Raw genomic sequence first — 24601 nt, 5'->3', positions numbered from 1 at the left:
ATCAGTGTTCGACCGGGCCGAGTCCGGCCACGGGTTGGAAGCGGACGCGGGCGTTCACGGGAATCTGCCCCGCGCGGTCCAGGTGATGGGTGGCGACCGAGGCGATCACGGGATAGCCGCCGGTCAGCGGATGGTCGGCCAGGAACAGCACGGGCTGGCCGCTGGGCGGCACCTGGATGGAGCCGCGCGCGGTGCCCTCGCTGGGCAGCTCGGACAGGTTGGCGCGCTCCATCGGCCGATCGCCGGCCAGGCGCAGCCCGACGCGGTTGGACTGCGGCGTGACCTGCCACGGCTGGCCGCACAGCTGCGCGATGGCCTCGGGCGTGAACCAGTCGGCGCGCGGGCCGGGCACGATGTCCAGCACGACTTCTTCCTGCAGGGTGGGCAGGTCGGCAGGCGGCGTCTCGGGCGCGCCGACGACGGCGCCGACATGCACGGCACGCACAGGCAGCACGTCACCGGCAGCCAGCGCGGGCGGGCCGATGCGGGCCAGCGTGTCGCTCGAGCAACTGCCCAGCACCGGCGCGACCGCGAAGCCGCCGCGCACCGCCACGTAGCTGCGGATGCCGGCGACGGGCTCGCCCAGCGAGAGCATGTCGCCGTCGGCCAGAGCGAAGGGCTGGTAGCGCGGCAGCGGCCACCTGGCGCCGTCGGCACGGGTCAGCGTAAGGGGGCCGTCGGCACCGGTGACGGCCAGCACCGCCTCGCCGCGGCACACGAGCTGGAAGCCGCCGTAGGCCACTTCGATGCAGGCTGTGTCGGTGGCGTTGCCGACGAGCCGGTTGGCCGCCTGCAGCGCGCGCTGGTCCATCGCGCCGGAGACCGACACGCCCTGGCGCGCCTGCCCGGGCCGGCCCCTGTCCTGCAGCAGCGCCTGCACGCCGGCGGCGCGGATCTCGAGCGCGCAGCCGCCGGGCGCGGCCGCCGCGAATGCGGAAGGCGCTTCGCTCGCGGGCACGGGCGGCGTCACCGGCGACGCAGTGACGTCCACGAAGCGCACGGAGTCGCCGGGTTGGAGCAACGCCGGCGTTGCGCGCGACAGGTCCCACATCGGCGTGTCGGTCACGCCGATGATCTGCCAGCCGCCGGGGCTGGCCTGCGGGTACACGCCGCTGAAACTGCCGGCCAGGCCCACGGCGCCGGCCGGGATGCGGGTGCGCGGCACCTTGCGGCGCGGCACGTCCAGGCTCGGATGGCCGCCCGACAGATAGGCGAAGCCCGGCGCGAAGCCGGTGAAGGCCACGGTGTAGTCGCTGCCGGTGTGGCGGCGCACCACGTCTTCGGGCGAAACGCCGAGCAGGCCGGCCACTTCGGCCAGGTCCTCGCCGTCGTAGCGCACGGGGATCTCGATGCGCTTTTCCGCGCGCGTCTCGCGGGCATCGAGGTTGCGCAGCCGCAGCTGGCGCGCAAGCTCCACCGCCGTCAGCGCGGCGGGCCGGAAGGTGATGAGCAGCGTGCGCGCGGCGGGCACCAGTTCCTCGATGCCGTCGATGGGCTCGGCGCGCAGCGAGGCCAGCAGCGCGAGCGTCTGCGGCAGGTCGTCGAGCTCGACCAGCACGGCATTCAGGTTGACCGACAGGCAGCGCATGGTCATGCGCCGGTGCCCGTGCCCACGAACGAAGCGATGGTCACGCCGGCTTGCGACAGCCGCTCGCGTACCTGCCGCGCCATGCCGACCGCGCCCGGACTGTCGCCGTGCACGCAGACCGACTCGGCACGGATGCGCACGGTGCTGCCGTCGATGGCCGTCACCACGCCCTCCTCGGCGAGCCGCAGCATGCGCTCGGCCACGTCCTGCGCGTCGTGCAGCACGGCACCGGGTTCGCGGCGCGACACCAGCGTGCCCTGCGGCGTGTAGGCGCGGTCGGCAAAGGCCTCGGCCACGGCGCGCAGGCCCTGCGCCTCGGCCCAGCCCAGCAGCGGCGAGCCGGCCAGCGCCACCAGGCACAGGCCGGGGTCGATCTCGCGGATGGCGGCGATCACGTCGCGCGCCTGGCGCTCGTCGTGGGCGATGGTGTTGTAGAGCGCGCCGTGCGGCTTCACGTAGCGCACGGTGGTGCCGGCGGCGGCGGCCAGGCCCTTGAGGGCGCCGATCTGGTAGATCACGTCGGCGCGCAGGTCGGCGCTTTCCACGTCCATGTTGCGGCGCCCGAACCCCACCAGGTCGCGGTAGGCCACGTGGGCGCCGACCACCACGCCGCGCTGCGCGGCCTGGCGCAGCGTGCGCAGGATGCCGGCCGGGTCGCCCGCATGGAAGCCGCAGGCCACGTTGGCGCTGCTCACGATATCCAGCATGGCGGCGTCGTCGCCCATGCGCCACACGCCCAGGCTTTCGCCGAGGTCACTGTTCAAGTCGATGTTCATCGTTCGTCTTTTCCGGCGCGCGGCGGGCGCACGCCACAGGGGTCATCGGGTCAGTGCAGGCGGCCGCCGGTCTCGCGCACGTCGTCACGCACGGTCAATGCGGTGCGGATCGCCACGCGGAAGGCCTCGACCTGCGTCGCGAGCGCCATGCTGGCGAAACCGGGTTTGGAAGCCGCCTGCTCGGGCAGGTAAGGCACGTGCACGAAGCCGCCGCGCGTGCGCGCGAGCGCGGGCTGCGTCGCGATGCGGTGCATCAGCGCGTAGAAGATGTGGTTGCAGACGAAGGTGCCCGCGCTGTTGGACACCGCCGCCGGCAGGCCGGCCGCGCGCATGTCGCGCACCATGGCCTTGATGGGCAGCGTGCTGAAGTAGGCCGCCGGCCCGCCCTCGACCACCGGAATGTCGATGGGCTGGTAGCCGGCGTTGTCGGGGATGCGCGCGTCGTCGACGTTCAGCGCGGCTCGCTCCAGCGATATCTCGGTGCGCCCGCCCGCCGCGCCGATGCACAGCACCAGCACGGGCGCCGTGCCGGCCAGCAGCGCCTCATCGAGCCGGTCGATGGCACGGCCGAACACGCAGGGCAGCTTTACCGCCTGCACCGCGGCGCCTTCGCAGGTCCAGCCGTCGAGGGACCGCGCGATTTCCCACGCGGGGTTGACGGGGTCGTTCTCGAAGGGCTCGAAGCCCGCGAGCAGCACGCGGGGCGCGGCGGTACCGGTCGTCTTCTTCATTGCAGGGCCTCAGCGGAACATCAGGAAGTACAGCAGGAAGATGTTGACCACCAGCAGCGCGGCCGCCGTGGGCACCTGCACCTTGATGACCGCGTTCTTGTCCGGCAGTTCCAGCAGCGCCGCCGGCACGATGTTGAAGTTGGCCGCCATCGGCGTCATCAGTGTCCCGCAGTAGCCCGAGAACATGCCGATGGCCGCCATCACCGCCGGGTCGCCGTGGTACACGCCCACCAGCACCGGCACCCCGACGCCGCCCGTCATCACCGGGAAGGCCGCGAAGCCGTTGCCCATGATGATGGTGAACAGCGCCATGCCCAGCACGTACACCACCACCGCGACGAAGCGGATGTCCATGTTGATGTAGCTGGTGGTGATGTACGCCACCGCCTTGCCCACGCCGGCGTCGGAGAACACCAGGCCCAGCATGCCCAGCATCTGCGGCAGCACCACGGCCCAGCCCAGCGCGTCGGTCAGGCGGCGCGACTCGCGCAGGCCCTGCACCGGCGTCTCGCGCGTCAGCCAGCAGGCCAGCGCCAGCGCCACCACGCAGCCCACGCCCAGGCTCACCAGCGTGGTGTTCTTGGGGTCGAGCAGGAAGGCGTCGCCGATCTTGACCTTGCTCATCAGCACGGTGCCGATCACGGTGACCAGCGGAATCGCCAGTGCCGGCATGAAGAGCTTGTTGCCCAGGCGCGCGGCGCTGGCCTGGTACTGCTCGGGCGAGGGCTCGCGGTGCTTGCCCGCGCCGACGCCGCGCATGCCGGCAATGACGGCCATGGCCACGGCGCCCACGCCCACCCACGCGGGCGGCAGCTTGTCGCCCACCAGGAACACCAGCGAATAGAGCGCCCAGAACAGGCCGCTGGTGTAGCGCTTGGGGTGCTGGCGGTCGGTCAGCGTCATGATGGCCGTGATCGCGAGGATCAGGCCGACCAGGATGTAGAGATGCTGGATCGAGAGAATCATGATCAGCGGCCCTCTTGCGTGGCGGGAACGGCCGGGGCGTCGGTGCCCGGTGTGCCTTCCATCTCTCGGGCGATGGCCTGGTCGAGGCGGCGCAGGCGCCACGAATGGATGACGAACGCGGCAATCGCGGTGGGAATGCCCCACATCGCGATGTGCAGCGGCTCGACGTCGATGCCCGCTTCATGCAGGAAGGTGGTCATCAGCACGATGGCGCCGAAGGCCACGAAGATGTCTTCGCCGAAGAACAGGCCCACGTTGTCGGTGGCCGCGGCATAGGCGCGCAGCTTGTGGCGCAGGCGCTCCGGCAGCTTGCCGTAGCGGGTTTCGGTGGCGCCTTCGGCCATGGGCGCGAGCAGCGGGCGAACCATCTGCGGATGGCCGCCCAGGCTGGTGAGGCCGATGGCCGCCGTGAGTTCGCGCGCGGCGAGGTAGACGATGAGCAGGCGCCCGGCGGTGGCCGACTTGATGCGCCCGATCCAGTTCTGCGCATGCTGGCGCAGGCCGTGGCGCTCCAGCAGCCCGATCACCGCCAGCGGCAGAAGAATGATCAGCGGCAGGTTGCGGGTCTTGATGAAGCCGGTGCCGATGGCCGTGAGGATGGCCATGGGGCCGAAGCCCGCGGCGGCGGCCGTCACGATGGCCGTGACGATCACCACCAGCATCGGATTGAAGCGCAGGATGAACCCCGCAATGATGACGGCCACGCCAATCAGCGGCCAGAGAGGGATGTCAGGAGTCATGTGGGTCTTTCGTGTTGGAGTTCACAGCCGCCTGGCGCATGTGCGCCGGCACGTCGGTCTACGCAAGCGCCGTGCCAATGAATGAGCAATTCAAACTACCTGAACCACTCATTTTCTTAAGATTGTTGAACAATCAATGCGAGTGTGCCCAACAAAGGTGCCTGGATGACCCCATGGAAACCCTGATCGCGGTGCGATCTGGTGCACGGGCGGCCGGCGGAAATCTGCTACAAACGCGCGGCACCGACGCCCCCTCCACCTACCTCCCGGCATGAATCGACAGGTTTCCCCCACACCGCCCGCCTCGCCGGCCGCGGGCACGCAGACGCTCAACGACCGGGTGGCGGAGCTCATCCGCCAGAAGATCGTGAAGGGCGAGTTCTCGCCCGGGCAGCGGCTGTCGGAGGCCACGCTGGCCGACAGCTTCGAGATTTCGCGCAACACCCTGCGCGAGGTGTTCCGCACGCTGACCAAGGAAGGCCTGCTCAAGCACGCGCCGAACCGCGGCGTGTTCGTGGCCGTGCCCAGCATCGCGTCGATCATCGACATCTACCGTGTGCGCCGCCTCATCGAATGCCAGGCGCTGGCACAGGCCTACCCCCGCCACCCGGCCAAGAAGCACATGCGCGAGGCGGTGGAACTGGCGCTGAAGTGCCGCGAGGCCGGCGACTGGCTGGGCGTGGGCACGGCGAACATGGAGTTCCACAAGGGCATCGTGGAGCTGGCCGACAGCGAGCGGCTGAACGTGCTGTTCGCGCACATCCTGGTCGAGCTGCGGCTGGCCTTCGGACTGCTGAAAGACCCGGAGTTCCTGCACGCACCCTACGTGGACATGAACACCAAGCTGCTCGAACTCATCGAGGCCGGCAAGTTCGCCGAGGGCTCGGCGGCGCTGAACGACTACCTGATCCACTCCGAGCGCATCGTGCTCGCGGTTTATGCGCGGCAGATGCCCGAGGGCGGCGTCGACAGCTAGGCGGGGCTCCGGGAAGGGCCGCCCCGGTGTCGCGGCATTCCTCGGCGAGCTGAAATAATGGCGGTCCCGCCACGCAACGCCGACGGAGACGCGCCATGACACTGTCTGCCTACCTGCTGTTCCTGCCCGCCTGCTTCGCCATCAACATGGCGTTCGGCCCCAACAACCTGCTGTCCGTGACCAACGGCGCCAAGCACGGCGTGTCGCCGGCCGTCATCGCGGCCAGCGGACGGCTGGTGGCCTTCGCGATCATGATCGCCGTCGCGGGCCTGGGCATGGGCGCGGTGCTGGTGGCGTCGGAGCCGGCCTTCCACGTCATCAAGTACATCGGCGCGGCGTACCTCGTTTGGATCGGCATCCGCCTGCTGCGCGCCCCGGCGCCCACGGCCGACGTGGGTTCGCGCGACGCCTCCGCGCCGCCGTCCATGCGCGCGCTGGCGCGGCAGGAATTCACCGTGGCGGCCGGCAACCCGAAGGCCATCCTGGTGTTCACCGCCTTCTTTCCGCAGTTCGTGGCGCCGGAAGCCTATGCCAGCAGCTACCTGCTTCTGGGCGCGACCTTCCTGGTGTTCGAGCTGGTCGCGATCGCGCTCTACGCGCTGCTCGGCGCGCGCATGCGCCGCATGGCCAACGGCAGCCGCGCGATGCGCTGGTTCAACCGCATCAGCGGCAGCATGATGGTCGGCTTCGGGCTGATCCTCGCCTTCACGCGCCGGCCGACGACCTGAGTTCTCTCAGGCTTTGAGGTACTCGGCCTTGGTGCCGAGCCAGCGGTCGATGTGGCGCTGCGCAAGGTCGGGGTGCTTCTGCAGCATCACGGGCGCCAGTTCGCGCGCCCAGTCGAGCAGCAGCGTGTCGGTCGTCAGGTCGGCAAAGCGCAGCAGCGGCGCGCCCGACTGCCGCGCGCCCAGGAACTCGCCGGGCCCGCGAATCTCGAGGTCGCGCCGCGCGATCTCGAAGCCGTCGCCGGTCTCGGCCATGGCCTTGAGCCGGGCGCGCGCGGCCTCGCCCACACGGCCGCTGTCGCCGGGCGCATAGAGCAGCACGCAGGCCGAGGCCGCCGCGCCGCGCCCCACCCGGCCGCGCAGCTGGTGCAGCTGCGAGAGGCCGAAACGCTCGGCATGCTCGATCACCATCAGCGAGGCATTGGGCACGTCCACGCCCACTTCGATCACCGTGGTGCTCACCAGCACCTGGATCTCGTTGGCGGTGAACGCCGCCATCACCGCCTGCTTCTCGGCCGTGGGCATGCGCGAATGCAGCAGGCCGACCTGGATCGGCTCGCCCAGCGTGCCGGCCAGCTCGTCGCGGGTTTCGGTGGCGTTGCGCAGGTCGACCGCCTCGCTCTCCTCGATCAGCGGGCACACCCAGTACACCTGCCGCCCCTGCGCGATCTGCGCATGGATGCGGTCGATGACCTCGTCGCGCCGGTGGTCGGCCACCAGCTTGGTGACGATGGGCGTGCGGCCCGGCGGCAGCTCGTCGAGCGTGGACACGTCCAGGTCGGCGTAGTAGCTCATCGCCAGCGTGCGCGGGATGGGCGTGGCGCTCATCATCAGCAGATGTGGCTCGAGGTGCCCTTCGGCCTTGCCGCGCAAGGCCAGGCGCTGCGCCACGCCGAAGCGGTGCTGCTCGTCGATGATGGCCAGCGCGAGGTTCTTGAAGCGCACCTTCTCCGAGATGACGGCATGCGTGCCGATGACCAGCGCGGCCTCGCCGCTCTCCACCGCCGCCGACATCGCGTCGCGCTCTTTCTTCTTCTGGCTGCCCGTGAGCCACGCCACGCGCAGGCCGCGTTCGGCCAGCAGCGGATCGAGCCAGCCGACCAGCTTGCCGAAGTGCTGCGCCGCGAGGATTTCGGTCGGCGCCATCAGCGCGCACTGGAAGCCCGCATCGATGGCGCGTGCCGCCGCCAGCGCGGCCACCACCGTCTTGCCCGAGCCCACGTCGCCCTGCAGCAGCCGGTGCATGGGAATCTCGCGGCGGAGGTCGCGCGTGATCTCCTCGCCCACCCGCTGCTGCGCGCCGGTCAGGCCGAAGGGCAGCACCGCGAGCAACTGCGCATGCAGCGAGGCAGGCGCAGGCTCGGCCGGCGCGGGCAGCACCGGCGCGCGCTGCGCGGCACGCTCCAGCCGTGCCTGCAATTGCGACAGCTGCTGCGCCAGCAGTTCCTCGGCCTTGATGCGCTGCCATGCCGGGTGGCTGTGGTCTTCGAGCGTGGCCATGGCCACGTCGGGCGTCGGGTAGTGCAGGAAGCTCAGCGAGGCGCGCAGGTCCCAGGCGCCGCGGAAGCCGATCTGCACCGGAATGGTCTCGTCGAGCACGGCCCGCGCCAGGCCCGAGCGCACTTCGCGCCGCAGCACCGGCTGCGGCAGCCCCGCCACGGTCGAGTAGATGGGCGTCAGCGCGTTGGGCAGCGCGGTGCCGGCCGCCTTCACCGTGGGATGCATGATCTGCCGCCCCACGAAGCCGCCGCGCATCTCGCCGCGCACGCGCACCCGCGCGCCGACCGCGAGCTGCTTCTGCTGCGACGGATAGAAATTGAAGAAGCGCAGCTGGCAGGTGTCGCTGCCGTCGTCGATGGTGGCGATGAGCTGCCGGCGCGGGCGGTACACCACCTCGCATTCGGTGACCACGCCCTCGACCTGCGCCATGTCGCCGTCGCGCGTGTCCACCAGGCGCACGATGCGGGTCTCGTCCTCGTAGCGCATCGGCAGGTAGAGCGCGAAGTCGATGTCGCGCACCAGCCCGAGCTTGCGCAGCGCGCGCTGCACCTGGCTCAGGCCGGCACCGGGCGGCTGCGGCGGTGCCGCGGCTGCGTCGGCGGTGGGCGGGGGAGCTTGTTTCTTGGGCGGCACGGGCGAAGCTTCTAGCGCGGGCGGCAAAGGTCCGTCAAGGCGCTGCGCGCATCGGGAAACGCGAAGCGGAACCCGGTCTGCAGCAGGTGCGCGGGCACCACGCGCTGCCCTTCGAGCAGCAGGTCGGCCTGCTCGCCCAGCAGCAGCCTGACCGGCGCGGCGGGTGTCGGCATCCAGAAGGGGCGGTGCATCACGCCGGCCGCCACGCGGGTGAATTCCTCCTGCGAGAGCGCACCGGGCGCGGTGAAGTTGAAAGCCTGCGCTGCCGCCGCATTGCCGCCGGCCTGCTCGGCCAGGCTCCACACATGGGCCATCGCGCGGATCACGTCATGCACATGCACCCACGACAGCCACTGCCGCCCGCTGCCCAGCCGGCCGCCCATGCCGAGCGCCACCGGCAGCAGCAGCTGCGGCAGCGAGCCCTGGTGGCCCAGCACGAAGCCGAAGCGCATGCAGGCCACGTGCACGCCGTGCGCGACCGCGCCCCGCGCGGCCTGCTCCCAGGCCTGGCACAGCGCCGACATGAAGATGTCCTGCGGCGGTGCGTCTTCGGCCAGCTCGGCGGTGTCGCCCTGCGGCTGCACGCCGTAGTAGCCGATGGCCGAGCCCGACAGCAGCAGCCATGGCTTGCGCGCACGCGTGGCGATCCACGCGACCAGCGTGTTCGTGAGGCCCGCGCGGCTTTGCATCAGCTGGCGCTGGCGCCGCTCGCTCCAGCGCTGGCCCAGGATGCGCGCGCCCGCCAGGTTGATGACCACGTCGACATCGTCCGTCGCCGGGATCTGCTCGAGCGCCTGCACGCAGCGCACCGCGCCGCCGAAGCCCCAGGCCGCCGAGCGCGCATCGCGCGTCCACACCGTCACCGCATGGCCGTCGGCCAGCAGGTGGCGCACCAGGATCTGGCCGATGAAGCCAGTGCCGCCAGTCACCAGCACGCGCTGCGGCTTGCTGCCGAAACGCACCGGCGCATCGGCCGCGCGCTGTTCTTCCTGCGCGGTGCGGCGGAACAGCGCGCGCGCCGCCAGTCCGTCGCGCAGCCCCGAGATGCCCACGCCCACGCCGCACAGCGCGAGGAACGCGCCGAGCCAGCCTTGCGACTGCCACACCAGCGCCGTGGGCTGCGCCGCCCAGTCGACCGCGTTCATGGCCAGCAGCGCGATGAACGCGCCGGCATTGATGGCCAGCACCGTGTGCGTGACGCGCTCGGTGGGCGGCAGCAGGCGGCTGCCGTCTTCCACCACGAAGTCCCACAGCGTGAGCACGATCTCGACGCCGAACACCGCGAGCAGCACCCAGGCCCACACGCCGTGCCAGGCCCACGACGACAGCCCGATGAACATGGCGCAGTAGATCGACGAGCGCACCGCGTGGATGGACAGCTCGCGCCGCGCGGTGTTGCGCTGCGCCAGCGCCTCGGTGCCTTCGTGGTGATAGAGCGTGTCGAATGCGCCCATCAGCCCCTGTGCGGCCATGAGCTGCAGCGCCAGCAGGTGTGTGTCGATCGTCATGCGGTCACCGCCTTGGGTTCAGTCACTTCCTCGAACACGCCGACCTGGGTGAAGGTGGTGCCCATCAGCCAGTGGCGGATCTCGATGCGGATGTTGAAGCGCTCCGGCGTCTCGTTGTGGTGCCACAGGAAAGTCTTGCCGGGCGTGAACACGCCGGGCAGCGGAATGCGCCAGCCCAGCACGTCCCAGAAGTAGCCGTCGCTCTGGAAATGCAGGCTGCCGTTTTCTTCGACGCTCAGCACCAGCTTCATGCCCAGGCCCATGCCCACGTACTCCAGCACCTCGCCGCGCTCGCTCTCGCGCATGAAGCTGGTGAACTGGATCGGCTTGCGGCCATGCAGGCGGTAGATGCGCTGCTTGTAGATGGCCGGGTCTTCGGGCTTGGCATAGACCTGTATCTCCACCGGAAAATTGGCGTCGCTGTACGGAATGAGCGCGCCCTGGATCATCGGCTGCGTCAGGTGCCCCAGCAGCTTGCCGAAGCGCGAGCAGCGCAGCTCGCTGAGCGCACCGAGGTAATGCAGCGCCCTGCCCGGCAACGGGTTCTTGTCGAAGCGACGTCGGATGTCGGGGTGCAGGCCCTGCCACTTGCTCCCCAGGATCTTCTTGAAGAGCTCGCCTTCGGAAGGCCCGGGCTGGGGTGCGGCGCGCGCGGCAAGTGAATCAGGCATGCGCCGATTCTGCCTTGGCAAAACGCCGCCGATAGCCCCGCCTCGACGCCCCGTTTTCCGGGCATGGGACAATTCCGCCCGCCTCCCGGCTTTCTCTTGTCTTTTCCCATGCCTCCTTGGAACGGGCCCGTCCGGCCCTCAAGCAACATGCGCGCCTTCACGCTTTCCGATTTCGATTTCGCACTGCCACCCGAGCTGGTGGCGCAACACCCGGCCACCGAACGCACCTCCTCCCGCCTGCTCGACGGCACGGGGCCCGCGCCGGTCGACCGCATCTTCAGGAACCTGCCCTCGCTGCTGCGCGCGGGCGACCTGCTGGTCTTCAACGACACGCGCGTGGTCAAGGCGCGCCTGTTCGGCGAGAAGCCGACCGGCGGCAAGCTCGAACTGCTGGTCGAGCGCGTGCTGCAGGGCCAAGAGGTGGTCGCGCACATGAAGGTCAGCAAGAAGCCGCCGGTGGGCACCACGCTCGACATGGTCGGCGGCTTCCGCGCCACGCTGCTGGGCCGCTGGCCCGACGAAGACGGCGCGCTGTTCCGCTTCGCCTTCGAGAGCGACACCGGCGAGAACCCCTACATGCTCATGGAGCGCTGCGGCCACGTGCCGCTGCCGCCCTACATCACCCACACCGATTCGGCCGAGGACGAGAGCCGCTACCAGACCGTGTTCGCGCGCGTGCCCGGCGCGGTGGCGGCACCCACCGCCGCGCTGCATTTCGACGAAGGCCTGCTGGCCGAGCTCGAAGCGCGCGGCGTGCAGCGCGCCAACGTCACCCTGCACGTGGGCGCCGGCACCTTCCAGCCGGTGAAGACCGAGAACATCGCCGAGCACACCATGCACGCCGAGCGCTACGAGGTGCCCGAGGCCACGCAGCGCGCCATTGCCGAATGCAAGGCGCGCGGCGGCCGCATCGTGGCCGTGGGCACGACCACCGTGCGCACGCTCGAGTCGTGGGCCAAGAGCGGCGAGGCATCGGGCGACACGCGCATCTTCATCACCCCGGGCTTCGCCTTCGCGCACGTCGACCTGCTGGTGACCAACTTCCATCTGCCCAAGAGCACGCTGATGATGCTGGTCTCGGCCTTCGCGGGCTACGAGCGGGTGATGGGGCTGTATGCCCACGCCATTGCCGAGCGCTACCGCTTCTTCAGCTATGGCGACGCCATGCTGCTGGAGCGGCAACAAGACTGAGACGACCACCATGCTGAACTTCGAACTCCTCAAGACCGACCCCGACAGCCACGCGCGCCGCGCCACGCTCACGCTCAACCACGGCAAGGTGCAGACGCCGATCTTCATGCCCGTGGGCACCTACGGCACGGTCAAGGGCGTGATGCCGCGCAGCCTGGAGGAAATGGGCGCGCAGATCATCCTGGGCAACACCTTCCACCTGTGGATGCGCCCCGGCCTCGACGTGATGGCCAGCTTTGGTGGGCTGCACGGCTTCGAGAAGTGGAACAAGCCCATCCTCACCGACTCGGGCGGCTTCCAGGTGTGGTCGCTGGGCGCAATGCGCAAGATCAGCGAAGAGGGCGTGAAGTTCGCGTCGCCCGTCAACGGCGACAAGCTGTTCCTCACGCCCGAGGTCTCGATGCAGATCCAGACCATCCTCAACAGCGACATCGTGATGCAGTTCGACGAGTGCACGCCCTACGACACCAAGGGCCACATCACGACCGAGGCCGAGGCGCGCATCTCGATGGAACTGAGCCTGCGCTGGGCCAAGCGCTGCCAGGCGGAGTTCAACCGGCTGGAGAACCCGAACGCGCTCTTCGGCATCGTGCAGGGCGGCATGTTCGAGAACCTGCGCGAAGAGTCGCTGGCCGCGCTGGTGGACATGGACTTCCCCGGCTACGCCATCGGCGGCGTGAGCGTGGGCGAGCCCAAGGAAGAAATGCTGCACATCATGGGCCACACGCCGCACCGGCTGCCCGCGAACAAGCCGCGCTACCTGATGGGCGTGGGCACGCCGGAAGACCTGGTGCAGGGCGTGGCCGACGGCGTCGACATGTTCGACTGCGTGATGCCCACGCGCAATGCGCGCAACGGCACGCTCTTCACACGCTTCGGCGACCTGAAGATGCGCAACGCGCGCCACAAGAGCGATCCGCAGCCCATCGACCCCAGCTGCACCTGCCACGCCTGCGCGGGCACCTCCGGCGTGAGCTGGAACGACGGCGGGCGCGAAGGCTTCAGCCGCGCCTACCTGCATCACCTCGACCGCTGCGGCGAGATGCTCGGGCCGATGCTCACGACCATCCACAACCTGCACTACTACCTGAACCTGATGAGCGAGATCCGCGAGTCGCTGGACGCGGGCACGTTCACGGAGTTTCGCGCGCGCTTCAAGTCGGAGCGCGCAAGAGGCGTCTGAAGAAGAGCGGCCGCTACTTCAGCGGCTGTATGGGCAGCGGCGTGGCGTAGGGCTCGATGCGCAAGGCCTCGTTCCTGAAGACGACGATCTGCCTGAGCGGCGCCTGCACCAGCGCACCGCTCGCGTCCTTGTGGGAGGCGTACTGCCACAGCGTGAGCTGGCCCTTGGCCGCGAGCTGGGCGGCCAGCCTCTCGACGGCGGGGCAGCGTCTTCGTGTTCATGAGAGCGAGCGTAGCCACGCCCGGATGCGCCGCCCATTTGCCGGAAGCCATACACCGGCCGGCCGCTATCCGCTACGCTTGCCGTCCGTCCCCATCGCTGTTGCCGCATTCACATGACCGACGCATCACAACTTTCGCCCTACACCGCCCGCTACCCCTCGCTGGCCGGGCGCACCGTGTTCATCTCCGGCGGCGCCAGCGGCATCGGCGAATCGCTGGTGCGGGCCTTTCATGCGCAAGGCGCGAAGGTCGGCTTCTGCGACCTCGACACCGCTGCCGGCAGCGCGCTCGCGGCGCAACTGCAGGGCGAGCATCCGGCGCTGTTCTTGCCCTGCGACGTGACCGACACCGCCGCGCTCGCCGCCGCCATCGACGCGGTGCGCCAGCGCTTCGGGCCAATTTCCGTGCTGCTGAACAACGCCGCCAACGACCGCCGCCACGAGATGGCCGACGTGACCAGCGACGACTTCGACCGCCTCGTGGCCGTCAACTTCAAGCACCAGTTCTTCGCCGCGCAGGCGGTTGCCGACGACATGCGCGCGCTGGGCGGCGGCTCGATCATCAACTTCGGCTCCATCAGCTGGATGATCAAGGGCAAGGGCTATCCGGTGTACCAGGCCTGCAAGGCGGCGGCGCGCGGCCTCACGCGTTCGCTGGCGCGCGACCTGGGCAAGCAGAACATCCGCGTCAATTCGATCGTGCCGGGCTGGGTGATGACCGAGCGGCAGATCAAGCTGTGGGTCAAGCCCGAATCGGGCGCGGAGATCGATGCGGCGCAGTGCCTGCCGGGCCGCGTGATGGCCGAGGACATCGCGGCGATGGCGCTGTTCCTGGCAGCCGACGATTCGCGCATGTGCACCGCGCAAGATTACGTGGTGGACGCCGGCTGGACCTGAAATGGTCTCGCCGCCAGGCTACGCGCACTTCGTGTCGCTTCGCCAACCCCCTACCGGGGGCAACACCTGAGGCCCGGCAGAGCCGGTTCCTCGGTGTTCTCGAAAACTTCCGAGCGACTATCCAGTTCAGTCCCGCAACTCTGCCGGGACCGTGCCGCCGTTGGCGGCCAGCTTGGTCATGACCTGGCGGTGCAGCCAGATGTTCATCTTGGCGCTGTCGCTGGTGTCCTGGCCGTAGCTCAGTTCCGCCGCCAGTTGCTTGCGTGCCTCGAGGCTGCTGTCCAGGCCCAGCAGCTTCATGAGGTCGACGATGGAGGTGCGCCAGTTGAGGTTCTTCGCGCCCGGCATGCCGTCGAGCACCGCGGCCACGTCGCCCAGCGGAATGGCGGGCGGGGGCGCGGCCACTGCGGGTGCGGGTGCATCGGCCGGTGCCGCGGCGGTGGGCGCCGGGGCTGGGGCCGGGGCCTCCGCTGCCTTGGCGCCCGGGAAGATCTTGGAAAGGATGCTGCCGAAAATGCTCATGCTTTAGCTCCGTCTGGGGTTGGGAATCCATCGTTGTAGCACGGCCTCGCGGCGCGCCGGCTACATGGTGTGTCGATCGGCGCGCGGGGGCGTGACCGAATCCGCAGACTGCGCCGCGGCCGGGGTGCCGCAGGCGTGGCAGAACCTGGAGAACGCGCTCTTGCGCGTCTCGCACACGCCGCAGTGGTCGAACAGGCCGATGCCGCAGTGCGGGCAGAAGTCGATGGCGTCGTTCTTCAGGTCCACCGGCCGCTCGCAGCCGGGGCACACGCCCTTGCCCAGGCGGGCCAGCGCGGTGTCGTAGCTGAGTTCCTCGCGCCGCACCTGGTCGGGCTGCTGCTCGGCGAGTTTCTGGCGCGCCAGGTAGCGGTTGAGCGCGACGATGGCGTAGCGCCCCACCAGCACCGTGAGCACGATGCCCACCAGGTAGCGCACATAGCCGCCGTAGCTCGGCAGGTAGGGCACCAGCTCGACGAAGAACGCGAACAGCGCGAAGAAGATGAAGCCCCACACGAAGGGCCAGTATGTGCTCCTGCGCTTCTTCGCGAACAGCCAGCCGGCCACCACCAGCAGCGGCAGCGTGAGCGCCAGCCGGTACAGGAACACGCGCAGCTCGATGCGGCGGTACTCGGCCTCCAGCTTCACCTGCGCGTCGCGCTCCAGCTCGGCGAGCGCGGTGCGCGCGCGCTGCTCGGCCTGGCGCGCGTCGAGCGTGATCTGCTGCTGCGCGCTGACCTGGCGCTGCACCTGTTCTTCTTTCTGCTTGAAGGCGTCGAGCGCCTTGGTGCGCGCGATGAGCTCGGGGTCCTGGTCGGGCTGCGCGGTGGCACGGCGCGTGGCGAGCCAGTTGCCGAAGGTCTCGCGCGCATTGGCGTTGGCCTGCTGCGCGGCCTGCAGCTGCAGGCGTATCTGGTCGAGGTCGCGCGCGGCCTGCAGTTCGGTGGCTTCCGAGGCCGCGATGGTCGCGCGAAGCGGCTGCGCGGCGCGCAGGTCGATGAAGTCGTCGATGCCGCGCACGCGCTCGACCTGCGGCAGGTCGCTCACGATGGTGCTGCCCAGCCCGATGAGGAAGCTGGCGAACACGAAGGCCACCAGCCAGAGGCCGCGGCGGAACCATTTTTCGGAAAGGCGAAGGGATTTGCTCATGTCGTTGTCCCGCTCCTGGTCATTGAAGCCTCAGCGTCACCGGCGCGGCGCCCAGCCCGGCACGCGGCAGCCAGGCGAACACGGAGTCGACCGTCACCGTCTCGATGCGGTCGCTGAAGCGCTTGTCGTTCGGGTGGTCGTCGAAGGCCACGTTGGCCGAGCTCACGCGCCCGCCCAGCCGGGTGAGCGGCCCGAGCTTCAGCGTGGTGGGCTCGTAGCCCTTGAACTGCATCCAGGCCTGCGCCTGCGCGCGGTTGCCGATGGTGGCGGGCTCCATTGCGGCGGCCAGCGTCTCGACGGCCCACTGGTTCGATTGCTGGTACTTCCGGCCCCAGGCGTAGCTCACGATGCTGTAGGGCGCCACGTTCATCCGAACGATGCGCGCGGGCGGCTCGTCCAGCGCGGCCATCAGCTGCGCCTGCACGGCCGGCGTGGGCACGACCCAGGCCGCCTCGTAGCGCCACAGGTCGTCGAGGAAGAACTCGCCGAGCCCCTGGCGATACACCGCCGCCACCGCCGTTCCGCACTGGTTGAGCTTGTGCACCACGCGCCACGGACCGGCATCGGTCTTGTAGGCGATGCCCAGGTGCGAGTAGCGCAGGCCGTACTTGCCCAGGTCCTGCCCGGCGCGCGCCAGGAACACCACGCGCGCCCCGCTGGCGTCGAGCGCCTGCGAGGTGCGCTCGGCCAGCTCCATGCCCTTGACGATCACGGCGGGCGTCGGCTTGGCCTGCTCGCACGAACGGCCCGCCCGGGCCTGCATCGGCAAGGCCGCTGCAAGGGCAAGCCCGAGCGCGCTGCAAGCCATGAGCGCGCGCTTCACGAGAGCCTCTCGTTGTAGAGCAGCGCACGGCCGATGGCGTTGGGCACGAAGGCCAGCACCTCGCCGGCGGCCGACAGCACCACGCCCGAGCCGATCACGCTGACGGTGACGCCGGTGCCCACGGCAGCCGACATGCCGTTGGCGGCGCGCCCCGCCACCCTGATGCTGGCACGCGCGCCGTCCGAAGCACGCTCCAGCACGTAGACCGTGCCGTCGGCCGAGGCTTCGACAGCCACCACGGTGAGCACGGAGCCGGCCACCGACAACGCGGCGGGCAGCGCCACCGAGGCCTTGGCCATCCCACCTGCAGCGTCCGCCGAAGCACCCACGGCCGACGCCGTGACAAGGACGGAGGCCACCGGCATCAGCGAGATGGCCGTGGAGGCGTCGCTCTGCGCCTGTGCCTGCAAGGGGGCCGATACGCCGGCGAAGGCGGTGCATGCGGCGACGAGGACGGCGGCAATCGACTTCTTCATGATGGTCTTTCGTTGGTCTGGCACGGGTTATTCGGCGGTGGAGGAAGCAGACGCGGCGGCTTCGGCGCGGGCCAGCCGGCGGCCTTGCAGGCGGGCTTCGGCCATGTCGGCTTCGTGGCGGTCACGCAGGGTCTTGGCCAGCGTGAAGGCCGAGCTGATGAGGAACAGCCAGCTCACGCCCAGGAAGGCCTTGTAGGCGTCGTTGATCTCCATGCGCACGAGGCCCCAGCCGGTCAGGGCCATCGCGGTGAAGAAGCTTCCCCAGACGACCAGGCGCCACATGGGCACGTCGCGGCCCGTCGAGAGGCCGGCGGCGGCCTGCTCGCCGTCGCGGATGAACTTGGCCAGCATGAAGGCGGTGCTCAGGCAGAACACGTAGCCCATCACCATGAACGCCCGGTCCAGCGCCTGCCCCGGCAGCCAGCTCAGGCCGGTGGCGCACAGGAAGACGGCGATCGCGAACGAGGCCCAGGTCTGGAACTGCCAGGCCCGCGTGTCGCGCTGGATGGAAACGGTCGAGGATGAAAGGGGTTGCATGTGTGCCTCGCGGCGTAGTGAAGGTGAGCGAATGATGGTTCGCTCCCGCACCGCGGGGCTCGAATGCTTGCACCGGTGGCGGTTTACAGCGCCGCCAGTATCTCGGGGAGGTACTTTTAGGCGCCGAGCAGGCCGCCCACGCGCTGGCGCAGCGACTCGGGCTGCACCTCGGACGACGGCACGGCCGCGCCCACGTTCAGGCCCACGCGGCTGAAGAAACCGCGGCGGAAGGGCTTGGCCATGGCCACGCGCTCGCCGCCGCGCAGCTCGATGCGGCTGAAGTACGAGCCCCAGAGGTTGGTCAGCGCCATCGGGATCACCGGCGGCTCGATGCCTTCGGCGCGCGCGCTGTCGACGATCTTCATCACGCCGCCCTTGAAGGGCTGCAGCGTGCCGTCACGCGTGATCGCGCCCTCGGGGAAGATGGCGAGCAGGTCGCCTTCGCGCAGCACGCCCAGCGCGCTGGCGAAGGCGGCTTCGTAGGCGGCCGGGTCTTCCTTCTGCGGCGCGATGGGAATGGCCTTGGCCAGCTTGAACAGCCACCCCAGCACCGGCACCTTGAAGATGCGGTGGTCCATGATGAAGCGGATGGGCCGCGGGCTCGCCGCCATCAGCAGCACCGCGTCGATGAAGCTCACGTGGTTGCACACCAGCACGGCCGCGCCCTCGGTGGGAATGTGCTCGTCGCCCTTGATGTCGAAGCGGTAGACGAAGCGCGACAGCACCCAGGCCACGAAGCGCAGCATGTACTCTGGCACCAGCATGAAGATGTAGAACGCCACCACCGCGTTGGCGATGCCGGTGAACAGGAAGATCTGCGGAATGCTGAAGCCCGCGCCCAGCAGCGCGCCGGCGATGACCGAGCTGCCGATCATGAACAGCGCGTTGAGGATGTTGTTGGCCGCGATGATGCGCGCGCGGTGCGTGGGCTGGCTGCGCAGCTGGATCAGCGCGTACATCGGCACGCTGTACAGGCCCGCGAACAGCGACAGCAGCGCCAGGTCGGCCATCACGCGCCAGTGGGCGCCCTGGCGCACGAAGCTGCCGATGCCCATTTCGGCCACCTTGGGCAGCCCGCGCGAGGCGAAGTACAGGTCGATCGCGAACACGCTCATGCCGATGGCGCCCAGCGGCACCAGGCCGATCTCCACCTGCCGGCGGCTGAGCGTCTCGCACAGCAGCGAGCCCACGCCGATGCCCACCGAGAACACCACCAGCAGCAGCGAGGCCACCTGCTCGTCGCCGTGCAGCACTTCCTTGGCGAAGCTCGGGAACTGGCTCAGGAACACCGCGCCGAAGAACCACATCCACGAAATGCCCAGCAGCGAGCGGAACACCACGATGTTCTCGCGCGCAAGCTTGAGGTTGCGCCAGGTCTCGCTGACCGGGTTCCAGTTGATGACCAGTCCGGGGTCGGTGGCCGGCGTGCGCGGAATGGCCTGCGCCACGCCGCGCCCCACCAGCGCGAGCAGCACGCAGGCCACGGCCACCGTGAGGTGGCCGATCTGCGGCACCGCCACCAGCAGCCCGCCCGCCACCTGCCCCAGCAGGATGGCGACGAAGGTGCCCATCTCGACCATGCCGTTGCCGCCCGTGAGCTCGCGCGGATCCAGCACCTGCGGCAGGTAGGCGAACTTGACCGGCCCGAACAGCGTGGAGTGAAGCCCCATGAGGAACACGCAGCCCAGCAGCACCACGGCGTTGGCCGTGACGAAGCCCCAGGCGGCGATCAGCATGATCGCGATCTCGAGGTTCTTGACGAAGCGGATCATCTTCGTCTTGTCGAACTTGTCGGTCAGCTGGCCCGAGGTGGCCGAGAACAGCAGGAACGGCAGGATGAACAGCGCGCCGATCACCAGGCCCGCCATGGCCGGCGGCATCCAGCTGAGCTGGAGCTGGTAGGTCACCATGACGGTGAATGCGAACTTGAAGAGGTTGTCGTTCGCGGCGCCCGCGAACTGGGTCCAGAAGAAAGGCGCGAAGCGCCGCTGCCCGAGAAGGGCGAACTGGTTGGCGTGCGCGTTGGCCTCGTGGGGCGCGGACGTCGCGGGGGCTGCAGCAGCGGCGGGGGTGGTCATGCGAAGGATTTCCTCAGGCCGCTACGGCGGCTGCGCCCGGATTGTGCCGCAGCGCGGCTTGCCAGCGCATCTCGAGTTTGCGCAGCGCCAGCACCACCGGCAGTCCCGCGAGCGACGCCGTCAGGTGCTTGAGCGTGTGGCCCGAAACCGCGTGCTGCGTGAACTCGTAGATCGAGTGGTCGGCCATCTCGAAGGCCTTGGCCACCACGTAGAAGAAGATCACCCAGCACAGCTTGAGGCCGACCGAATTGCGCATCGGGGTGGACAGAGCCAGCGTCAGCACCAGCGCCATGCCGCCGAACTGCACCAGCGCCCAGGGCATGACGTTGCCGGTCTCCTGGAACACCTCCGCCGAGAGCAGGCCGGCCGTGAGCACGAACCACGCGGCGGGCCAGCCGGCGCGCTGGCTCACCCGCTCGCAGACCGCCACGCCGATCAGCCCCGCGAAGGCCACCGCCATGCCGGCGCGGTCGGCCGCGAGGCGCGGGGCGTCGGGCACGAGGTGGAAGAAGGCGGAGCCCGCGGCGGTGGCGATCAGGCCCGCGAAGAAGAGCCAGGCGCAGTCGAGCGTGTTGTCCGGCGGGTCGCTGGCGGGCGGGGCCAGCGGGAACCGCGACAGCGCTTCCTGGTGCGAGCGGTCGATGCGGTTGAGCCGGTACAGGCCCCACAGGCCGATCACCACGAAAGGGATGTTGCTCAGCACGTCCATGGCGTTCGGCAGGCCGTGCCAGGCGCGGTCGTCGGCGAACACGGTGGCGATGGCGACGTCGGCCGCCGGCAGCGCCGGGCCGAAGACGGCGATCGCCGTGAGCAGGACCAGGGTGAAAAGCAACCCGCGTTCGCGGCGGCTGAGAGAGGGCAGAGGCATGGCGTTTCTCGGTGGTGGTCGGTACGTGCCGCGGAATTTAGGGTCCCGACCCCTCCACGGGCATCGAGAATCGATACGAGGTACTAATTCACACCCAGCGGTATCTCCAATTGATACTTGCCTGTGCCCGTGTACGCTCGAACGATGAGCACCACCGTCGACCTCGTCCAAGCCCTCAAGAACGAACTCAAAAGTGCGCGCATGACCTACGCCGACCTGGCGCGGTCGCTCGACATGGCCGAATCCAGCGTCAAGCGGATGCTGGCCAAGAGCGACATGCCGCTGTCGCGCGTCGACGCCATCTGCCGTGCGTTGAAGATCGATTTCGCCGAACTGGCCCGCCGCGTGGCCGACGCCCAGCCGCTGCTGAAGGAGCTGACGCACGAGCAGGAAAAGGCCGTGGTCAAGGACAAGAAGCTGCTGCTGGTGGCCATCAGCGTGCTGAGCCAGTGGACGCTGGAGCAGATCGTGGCGGCCTACCGCATCAGCGAGGCCGAGTGCATCGGCTGCCTGGCGCAGCTGGACCGCATCGGCATCATCGAGCTGCGGCCGCTGAACCGGTATCGCCTGAAGCTGGCCAAGACCTTCCGCTGGCGCCCGCACGGCCCGGTGATGGAGTTCTTTCGCGAGAACGTGGTGCTCGACTACTACCGCGGCGGCTTCGACGGCCCGGCCGAAGGGCTGCTGCTGGTGCACGGCTCCATCAGCCGCTCGCTGGCGCCGGCCTTCCTGGAGCGCCTGCAGCGCGTGGCGCAGGACTTCGCGCAGCAGCACCAGACCGACCAGAAGCTGTCGGCCAAGGACCGCGAGGGCTACACCCTGCTGCTGGGCATGCGCAACTGGGAGTTCGAGCTCTTCACCCGCCTGCGCCGGAACTGACGGGGCTCAGGGCTTGGCGGCTTCCAGCGCGTCGCGCGTGCTGCGCGCGGCGTTCTTCGCGGCTTCGGCGAAGTCATCGCCCGACGATGCGTAGCAGATGGCCCGCGACGAGTTCACGATGATCGGCGCATCGGCACGCCAGCCGGCGCGCACGGTGGCGACGGCGTCGCCGCCCTGGGCGCCGACCCCCGGAATCAGCAGCGGCACGGTCGGCGCGAGTTCGCGCACGCGCTCGATTTCCGCCGGGTAGGTCGCGCCCACCACCAGCCCGAGCTGGCCGTTGAGGTTCCACGGGCCCTGCGCCAGCCTGGCGACGTGCTCGTACAGGAAAGGCTGGCCCTCGACATCCGCCAGGCGCTGGCCCTGCAGGTCGGAGCCGCCGGGGTTGCTGGTGCGGCACAGCAGGAAGGCGCCCTTGCCCTCGTGCTTCAGGTACGGCGCCACCGAATCGAAGCCCATGAAGGGCGACAGCGTGACCGCGTCGGCGCCGTAGCGCTCGAAGGCTTCCAGCGCGTACTGCTCGGCGGTGGAGCCGATGTCGCCGCGCTTGGCGTCCAGGATCACGGGCACGTCGGGCGCGTTGCGGCGCATGTGCTCCATGAGCTGCTCGAGCTGGGCTTCGGCGCGGTGGGCCGCGAAATAGGCGATCTGCGGTTTGAAGGCGATGACCAGGTCGGCCGTCGCGTCGACGATGCGCGCGCAGAAATCGAAGATGCGGCTGGCGTCGCCCTTGAATTGCCCCGGGAATTTGGCTGGCTCGGGATCGAGCCCCACGCAGAGCAACGAACCGTTTTTTTGCTGTGCGGCGGCCAGCTTGTCGAGGAAAGTCATGGGCCGGGATTTTAGGCGGGCGTGTGCTGCTCGGCCGCCAGGCAGAGGTCGGCCCAGGCGCGGGCCTTGTCGGCCGGGTTGCGCAGCAGGTAGGCCGGGTGATAGGTGGCCACGACGACCGCCGCGCCGGACTCCCCGTTCGTCGCCAGCGGCACCGCGCGGCCGCGCAGCTTGCCCAGCGGGTCGCCGCTCTGCATCAGGCTCTGCGCGGCCAGTGGGCCCATCGCCAGCACGACGCGGGGCGCGAGCGCGGCGGCGTGCTCGCCGAAGGCCTCGGCCATGGGGCGCGGACTGCCGGGCTGGCCGGCGGCCACGCCGCGGTGGGTGCGCATGAGGTGCACGGGCGTCTTGCCGTCGTGCAGCTTCAGGGCGCGCAGCATGTTGTCGAGCAGGCGGCCGGCGTCGCCCGCGAAGGGCTCGCCGTGGCGGCCGTCGGCCTCGGGCGGCATGTCGGCGACGACCAGCCAGCCGCCTTGCGTCGCGGCCATGTCGTGTGGCGTGCCGGCATCGGCATAGAGGCGGCAGGGCGCCTCGAGCAGCACGGCGGCGCCCATCGACGCCGGGGCGGGGGCGGGGCGCGCAGCCGGCGCGGGTGCCGCCACGGGGCGGGCGGCCGGCGCGCGCGGCGGGCGCGGCGCGGAGACGGGCATTTCCGCCTCCATGCGCTCCTCGGCGCTCGGGATGTATTCCTCGTCGTCGGGCGGTCCGGCTTCGGGCGCGGCCTGCACCGGTACCGGTTCGGGCTCGGCTTCCGCCACCTGGGGCACGGGCCACCAGACCTTCACGCCCATTTCGTCGAGCATCGCGCGCTGGCGCGCGTCGAGCTTCAATGTCTGCACCGCGCTCATCGCAAGGCTCCCCAGGCGGTGCCTGTTTCGTTCAATCGCAGGCTCATGACGACGGCGTCCTCGCGCTTGCCGTCATGGGCCGGGTAGTAGCCCTTGCGCACGCCCACGCTGCGGAAACCCTGCCGCACGTAGATGTCCAGCGCGCGCTGGTTGCTCTGGCGCACTTCGAGCCACAGCCACTGCGCGCCCTGGCTGCGCGACCATCCGCCGAGGGCCTCCAGCATGAGCGGCGCCCAGCCCTGGCGCTGGAAGGCCGGGGCCACGGTGATGTTCAGCAGGTGCACCTCGTCGACGCCCTTCATGGCCACGAAATAGCCGATGAGCGTTTCGCCCAGGCTGGTGACGGGCGAGGCGACTCCTTGCGCCACGCCGGGTGCCAGCAGGCACTGGCAGTGGTAGCCCACGGCCATGGAGTCGGTGAAGTTGGCGCGCGTCCAGGGGTGGCTGTAGGCCGTCTGTTCCACCGCGCAGACAGCGTCGATCCGCTCGATGGTGAGCGGTTCGAGGCGGGCTTCGACGGGCTGGAGGACGGCGCTCATGCGTGGCTGGAAGGGGCTGCTGCTGCCGCCGATGCCGCGGCCGCCTTGATGGCGGCGCGTTCTTCGGTGGTCTGCGCCACTTTATCGCGAACATAGAGCGGCCAGGCCTGTGCCGCGGGCACGGTGCGGCCGGCCGCGAGCAGCGCGGGCGCGAGCCGCAGCATGGCGGTGGCGCTCGGCAGGGCCTCGTGGCGGGCGGCGGCCGGCGCCAGGCGCGGGCCGTAGGCGGCGAAGGCGTTGCCGGCCAGCGCATGGCCGGCGGGCACTTCGAGGGCCTCGGGCGACAGCAGCAGGAGCTCGTCCTCGCCGGCCAGGCCACCCAGGGGGCCGGCGGCGAAGTCGTAGCGCGCGGCGTAGACCTGGTCCATGCGGGCGTCGAGCACCGCCACCACCTGCCGCGCGCCGAAGGCATGGCGCGCTTCCTCGGCCACGGCCAGCAGGGTGTCGACCGGCAGCAGCGGCACGCCGGCACCGAAGGCCAGCCCCTGCGCCACCGAGCAGGCGGTGCGCAAGCCGGTGAACGAGCCGGGGCCGCGGCCGAAGACGATGGCGTCCAGGTCGGCCAGCGCCAGCCCGGCCTCGCCCAGCAGTTGCTGGATCAGCGGCAGCAGCGTGGTCGAGGCCTGCGCGCCGCCCACGCCGTTGTGGGCCAGCAGCCGCTCGCCGTGCAGCACCGCGACCGACAGGTGCTCGGTGCTCGTGTCGAAGGCCAGCAATCTAGGCATTGGCGGGACACCCCGGGGCCGCGC

The 24601-nt window shown here is 69.9% G+C and carries 25 protein-coding genes; 6 read left to right on the top strand and 19 right to left on the bottom strand.

The features are described 5' to 3' along the window. Position 1: 1 nt before the first annotated feature. Genes C4F17_RS20355 through C4F17_RS20335 form a run of 5 tightly spaced genes read right to left on the bottom strand, consistent with a single transcriptional unit; the run spans position 2 to position 4801 of the window. Positions 2-1588: an urea amidolyase family protein gene (locus C4F17_RS20355; protein WP_106937626.1), complete on the bottom strand. Its 1587-nt coding sequence runs from the start codon at positions 1586-1588 to the stop codon at positions 2-4. Positions 1589-1590: 2 nt separating this feature from the next. Then, the gene (locus tag C4F17_RS20350; RefSeq protein WP_106936472.1) at positions 1591-2364 is read right to left on the bottom strand and encodes a LamB/YcsF family protein; all 774 of its coding nucleotides are present in this window, start codon (positions 2362-2364) and stop codon (positions 1591-1593) included. Between the two features lie 50 nt (positions 2365-2414). Continuing rightward, complete coding sequence (gene pcp, locus C4F17_RS20345; protein WP_081267418.1) at positions 2415-3095, bottom strand: pyroglutamyl-peptidase I; 681 nt, start codon at positions 3093-3095, stop codon at positions 2415-2417. Between the two features lie 9 nt (positions 3096-3104). Then, complete coding sequence (locus C4F17_RS20340; RefSeq protein ID WP_081267417.1) at positions 3105-4061, bottom strand: DUF979 domain-containing protein; 957 nt, start codon at positions 4059-4061, stop codon at positions 3105-3107. Positions 4062-4063: 2 nt separating this feature from the next. Continuing rightward, positions 4064-4801: a DUF969 domain-containing protein gene (locus C4F17_RS20335; protein WP_081267416.1), complete on the bottom strand. Its 738-nt coding sequence runs from the start codon at positions 4799-4801 to the stop codon at positions 4064-4066. A 271-nt stretch (positions 4802-5072) separates the two neighbouring features. Between C4F17_RS20335 and C4F17_RS20330 the strand changes: the two genes are divergently transcribed. Beyond that, on the top strand, positions 5073-5777 hold the full coding sequence (locus tag C4F17_RS20330; RefSeq protein ID WP_081267415.1) for a GntR family transcriptional regulator: 705 nt from the start codon (positions 5073-5075) through the stop codon (positions 5775-5777). A gap of 95 nt (positions 5778-5872) precedes the next feature. Continuing rightward, the gene (locus C4F17_RS20325) at positions 5873-6505 is read left to right on the top strand and encodes a LysE family translocator (protein ID WP_081267414.1); all 633 of its coding nucleotides are present in this window, start codon (positions 5873-5875) and stop codon (positions 6503-6505) included. 6 nt (positions 6506-6511) lie between these two features. Here the strand turns inward: C4F17_RS20325 and recG are convergent, their stop codons facing one another. The 3 genes from recG to C4F17_RS20310 are packed head-to-tail and all read right to left on the bottom strand — an operon-like array spanning position 6512 to position 10814. Next, positions 6512-8635: an ATP-dependent DNA helicase RecG gene (gene recG, locus C4F17_RS20320; protein WP_106937625.1), complete on the bottom strand. Its 2124-nt coding sequence runs from the start codon at positions 8633-8635 to the stop codon at positions 6512-6514. 11 nt (positions 8636-8646) lie between these two features. After that, the gene (locus C4F17_RS20315; RefSeq protein WP_106936471.1) at positions 8647-10143 is read right to left on the bottom strand and encodes a TIGR01777 family oxidoreductase; all 1497 of its coding nucleotides are present in this window, start codon (positions 10141-10143) and stop codon (positions 8647-8649) included. After that, a complete protein-coding gene (locus tag C4F17_RS20310) occupies positions 10140-10814 on the bottom strand; it encodes a DUF4166 domain-containing protein (RefSeq protein WP_081267411.1) in 675 nt (224 codons plus the stop codon). The genes C4F17_RS20315 and C4F17_RS20310 overlap by 4 nt, the downstream gene beginning before the upstream one ends. A gap of 147 nt (positions 10815-10961) precedes the next feature. Here C4F17_RS20310 and queA point away from each other — a divergent pair, with 147 nt between their 5' ends. The 3 genes from queA to C4F17_RS20290 all read left to right on the top strand — a co-directional run bounded on the left by queA (position 10962) and on the right by C4F17_RS20290 (position 14305). Beyond that, entirely contained in the window at positions 10962-12005 is a 1044-nt protein-coding gene (gene queA, locus C4F17_RS20305; protein WP_106936470.1) for a tRNA preQ1(34) S-adenosylmethionine ribosyltransferase-isomerase QueA, read from the top strand. 10 nt (positions 12006-12015) lie between these two features. Then, positions 12016-13188, top strand: coding sequence for a tRNA guanosine(34) transglycosylase Tgt (tgt, locus tag C4F17_RS20300; RefSeq protein WP_081267535.1), 1173 nt, complete (start codon positions 12016-12018; stop codon positions 13186-13188). A 334-nt stretch (positions 13189-13522) separates the two neighbouring features. Then, positions 13523-14305 (top strand): SDR family NAD(P)-dependent oxidoreductase, encoded by a 783-nt coding sequence (locus C4F17_RS20290; protein WP_081267409.1) that lies wholly within the window; start codon positions 13523-13525, stop codon positions 14303-14305. 126 nt (positions 14306-14431) lie between these two features. On the opposite strand, the gene C4F17_RS20285 is transcribed toward C4F17_RS20290, so the two are convergent. The 7 genes from C4F17_RS20285 to C4F17_RS20255 all read right to left on the bottom strand — a co-directional run bounded on the left by C4F17_RS20285 (position 14432) and on the right by C4F17_RS20255 (position 20755). Beyond that, entirely contained in the window at positions 14432-14827 is a 396-nt protein-coding gene (locus C4F17_RS20285) for a DUF3597 domain-containing protein (RefSeq protein WP_081267408.1), read from the bottom strand. 60 nt (positions 14828-14887) lie between these two features. After that, the gene (locus tag C4F17_RS20280) at positions 14888-15973 is read right to left on the bottom strand and encodes a serine endopeptidase (protein WP_106936469.1); all 1086 of its coding nucleotides are present in this window, start codon (positions 15971-15973) and stop codon (positions 14888-14890) included. A 19-nt stretch (positions 15974-15992) separates the two neighbouring features. Beyond that, entirely contained in the window at positions 15993-16781 is a 789-nt protein-coding gene (locus C4F17_RS20275; RefSeq protein WP_442805203.1) for a DUF2145 domain-containing protein, read from the bottom strand. Between the two features lie 11 nt (positions 16782-16792). After that, entirely contained in the window at positions 16793-17272 is a 480-nt protein-coding gene (locus C4F17_RS20270; protein WP_106936467.1) for a hypothetical protein, read from the bottom strand. A gap of 27 nt (positions 17273-17299) precedes the next feature. After that, positions 17300-17809, bottom strand: a complete 510-nt coding sequence (locus C4F17_RS20265; protein ID WP_081267405.1) for a YiaA/YiaB family inner membrane protein — start codon at positions 17807-17809, stop codon at positions 17300-17302. A gap of 116 nt (positions 17810-17925) precedes the next feature. Further along, complete coding sequence (locus C4F17_RS20260; RefSeq protein WP_106936466.1) at positions 17926-19887, bottom strand: MFS transporter; 1962 nt, start codon at positions 19885-19887, stop codon at positions 17926-17928. A gap of 13 nt (positions 19888-19900) precedes the next feature. Beyond that, on the bottom strand, positions 19901-20755 hold the full coding sequence (locus C4F17_RS20255) for a hypothetical protein (RefSeq protein ID WP_106936465.1): 855 nt from the start codon (positions 20753-20755) through the stop codon (positions 19901-19903). 144 nt (positions 20756-20899) lie between these two features. Here C4F17_RS20255 and C4F17_RS20250 point away from each other — a divergent pair, with 144 nt between their 5' ends. Beyond that, complete coding sequence (locus tag C4F17_RS20250) at positions 20900-21634, top strand: helix-turn-helix domain-containing protein (protein WP_081267402.1); 735 nt, start codon at positions 20900-20902, stop codon at positions 21632-21634. A 6-nt stretch (positions 21635-21640) separates the two neighbouring features. On the opposite strand, the gene pyrF is transcribed toward C4F17_RS20250, so the two are convergent. The 4 genes from pyrF to tsaB are packed head-to-tail and all read right to left on the bottom strand — an operon-like array spanning position 21641 to position 24577. Then, positions 21641-22465, bottom strand: a complete 825-nt coding sequence (pyrF, locus tag C4F17_RS20245) for an orotidine-5'-phosphate decarboxylase (protein ID WP_081267401.1) — start codon at positions 22463-22465, stop codon at positions 21641-21643. Between the two features lie 11 nt (positions 22466-22476). Then, a complete protein-coding gene (locus C4F17_RS20240; protein WP_106936464.1) occupies positions 22477-23313 on the bottom strand; it encodes a uracil-DNA glycosylase family protein in 837 nt (278 codons plus the stop codon). Continuing rightward, positions 23310-23852 carry a ribosomal protein S18-alanine N-acetyltransferase gene (gene rimI, locus C4F17_RS20235; RefSeq protein ID WP_081266028.1) on the bottom strand — a complete coding sequence of 181 codons (543 nt, stop codon included), beginning with the start codon at positions 23850-23852 and terminating at the stop codon, positions 23310-23312. The genes C4F17_RS20240 and rimI overlap by 4 nt, the downstream gene beginning before the upstream one ends. Continuing rightward, complete coding sequence (gene tsaB, locus C4F17_RS20230) at positions 23849-24577, bottom strand: tRNA (adenosine(37)-N6)-threonylcarbamoyltransferase complex dimerization subunit type 1 TsaB (RefSeq protein WP_106936463.1); 729 nt, start codon at positions 24575-24577, stop codon at positions 23849-23851. The genes rimI and tsaB overlap by 4 nt, the downstream gene beginning before the upstream one ends. Positions 24578-24601: the final 24 nt, after the last annotated feature.

The sequence above is a fragment of the Variovorax sp. PMC12 genome, from assembly GCF_003019815.1.
In the GTDB taxonomy this organism is placed as follows: Bacteria; Pseudomonadota; Gammaproteobacteria; order Burkholderiales; family Burkholderiaceae_C; genus Variovorax.
The sequence above is the reverse complement of the archived record's forward strand: the minus strand, read 5'-3'. Positions and strand labels throughout refer to the sequence as shown.

What these genes read in the sequence shown, in the direction of transcription:
- C4F17_RS20310 (WP_081267411.1), bottom strand. Translation starts at nt 10,814, where the DNA reads ATGCCTGATTCACTTGCCGCGCGCGCCGCACCCCAGCCCGGGCCTTCC.
- tgt (WP_081267535.1), top strand. Translation starts at nt 12,016, where the DNA reads ATGCTGAACTTCGAACTCCTCAAGACCGACCCCGACAGCCACGCGCGC.
- C4F17_RS20340 (WP_081267417.1), bottom strand. Translation starts at nt 4,061, where the DNA reads ATGATTCTCTCGATCCAGCATCTCTACATCCTGGTCGGCCTGATCCTC.
- C4F17_RS20280 (WP_106936469.1), bottom strand. Translation starts at nt 15,973, where the DNA reads ATGAGCAAATCCCTTCGCCTTTCCGAAAAATGGTTCCGCCGCGGCCTC.
- C4F17_RS20285 (WP_081267408.1), bottom strand. Translation starts at nt 14,827, where the DNA reads ATGAGCATTTTCGGCAGCATCCTTTCCAAGATCTTCCCGGGCGCCAAG.
- C4F17_RS20275 (WP_442805203.1), bottom strand. Translation starts at nt 16,781, where the DNA reads ATGGCTTGCAGCGCGCTCGGGCTTGCCCTTGCAGCGGCCTTGCCGATG.
- queA (WP_106936470.1), top strand. Translation starts at nt 10,962, where the DNA reads ATGCGCGCCTTCACGCTTTCCGATTTCGATTTCGCACTGCCACCCGAG.
- C4F17_RS20250 (WP_081267402.1), top strand. Translation starts at nt 20,900, where the DNA reads ATGAGCACCACCGTCGACCTCGTCCAAGCCCTCAAGAACGAACTCAAA.
- C4F17_RS20265 (WP_081267405.1), bottom strand. Translation starts at nt 17,809, where the DNA reads ATGCAACCCCTTTCATCCTCGACCGTTTCCATCCAGCGCGACACGCGG.
- C4F17_RS20240 (WP_106936464.1), bottom strand. Translation starts at nt 23,313, where the DNA reads ATGAGCGCGGTGCAGACATTGAAGCTCGACGCGCGCCAGCGCGCGATG.
- C4F17_RS20255 (WP_106936465.1), bottom strand. Translation starts at nt 20,755, where the DNA reads ATGCCTCTGCCCTCTCTCAGCCGCCGCGAACGCGGGTTGCTTTTCACC.
- C4F17_RS20260 (WP_106936466.1), bottom strand. Translation starts at nt 19,887, where the DNA reads ATGACCACCCCCGCCGCTGCTGCAGCCCCCGCGACGTCCGCGCCCCAC.
- tsaB (WP_106936463.1), bottom strand. Translation starts at nt 24,577, where the DNA reads ATGCCTAGATTGCTGGCCTTCGACACGAGCACCGAGCACCTGTCGGTC.
- C4F17_RS20335 (WP_081267416.1), bottom strand. Translation starts at nt 4,801, where the DNA reads ATGACTCCTGACATCCCTCTCTGGCCGCTGATTGGCGTGGCCGTCATC.
- C4F17_RS20290 (WP_081267409.1), top strand. Translation starts at nt 13,523, where the DNA reads ATGACCGACGCATCACAACTTTCGCCCTACACCGCCCGCTACCCCTCG.
- C4F17_RS20330 (WP_081267415.1), top strand. Translation starts at nt 5,073, where the DNA reads ATGAATCGACAGGTTTCCCCCACACCGCCCGCCTCGCCGGCCGCGGGC.
- rimI (WP_081266028.1), bottom strand. Translation starts at nt 23,852, where the DNA reads ATGAGCGCCGTCCTCCAGCCCGTCGAAGCCCGCCTCGAACCGCTCACC.
- pcp (WP_081267418.1), bottom strand. Translation starts at nt 3,095, where the DNA reads ATGAAGAAGACGACCGGTACCGCCGCGCCCCGCGTGCTGCTCGCGGGC.
- C4F17_RS20270 (WP_106936467.1), bottom strand. Translation starts at nt 17,272, where the DNA reads ATGAAGAAGTCGATTGCCGCCGTCCTCGTCGCCGCATGCACCGCCTTC.
- C4F17_RS20350 (WP_106936472.1), bottom strand. Translation starts at nt 2,364, where the DNA reads ATGAACATCGACTTGAACAGTGACCTCGGCGAAAGCCTGGGCGTGTGG.
- C4F17_RS20355 (WP_106937626.1), bottom strand. Translation starts at nt 1,588, where the DNA reads ATGCGCTGCCTGTCGGTCAACCTGAATGCCGTGCTGGTCGAGCTCGAC.
- pyrF (WP_081267401.1), bottom strand. Translation starts at nt 22,465, where the DNA reads ATGACTTTCCTCGACAAGCTGGCCGCCGCACAGCAAAAAAACGGTTCG.
- C4F17_RS20325 (WP_081267414.1), top strand. Translation starts at nt 5,873, where the DNA reads ATGACACTGTCTGCCTACCTGCTGTTCCTGCCCGCCTGCTTCGCCATC.
- C4F17_RS20315 (WP_106936471.1), bottom strand. Translation starts at nt 10,143, where the DNA reads ATGACGATCGACACACACCTGCTGGCGCTGCAGCTCATGGCCGCACAG.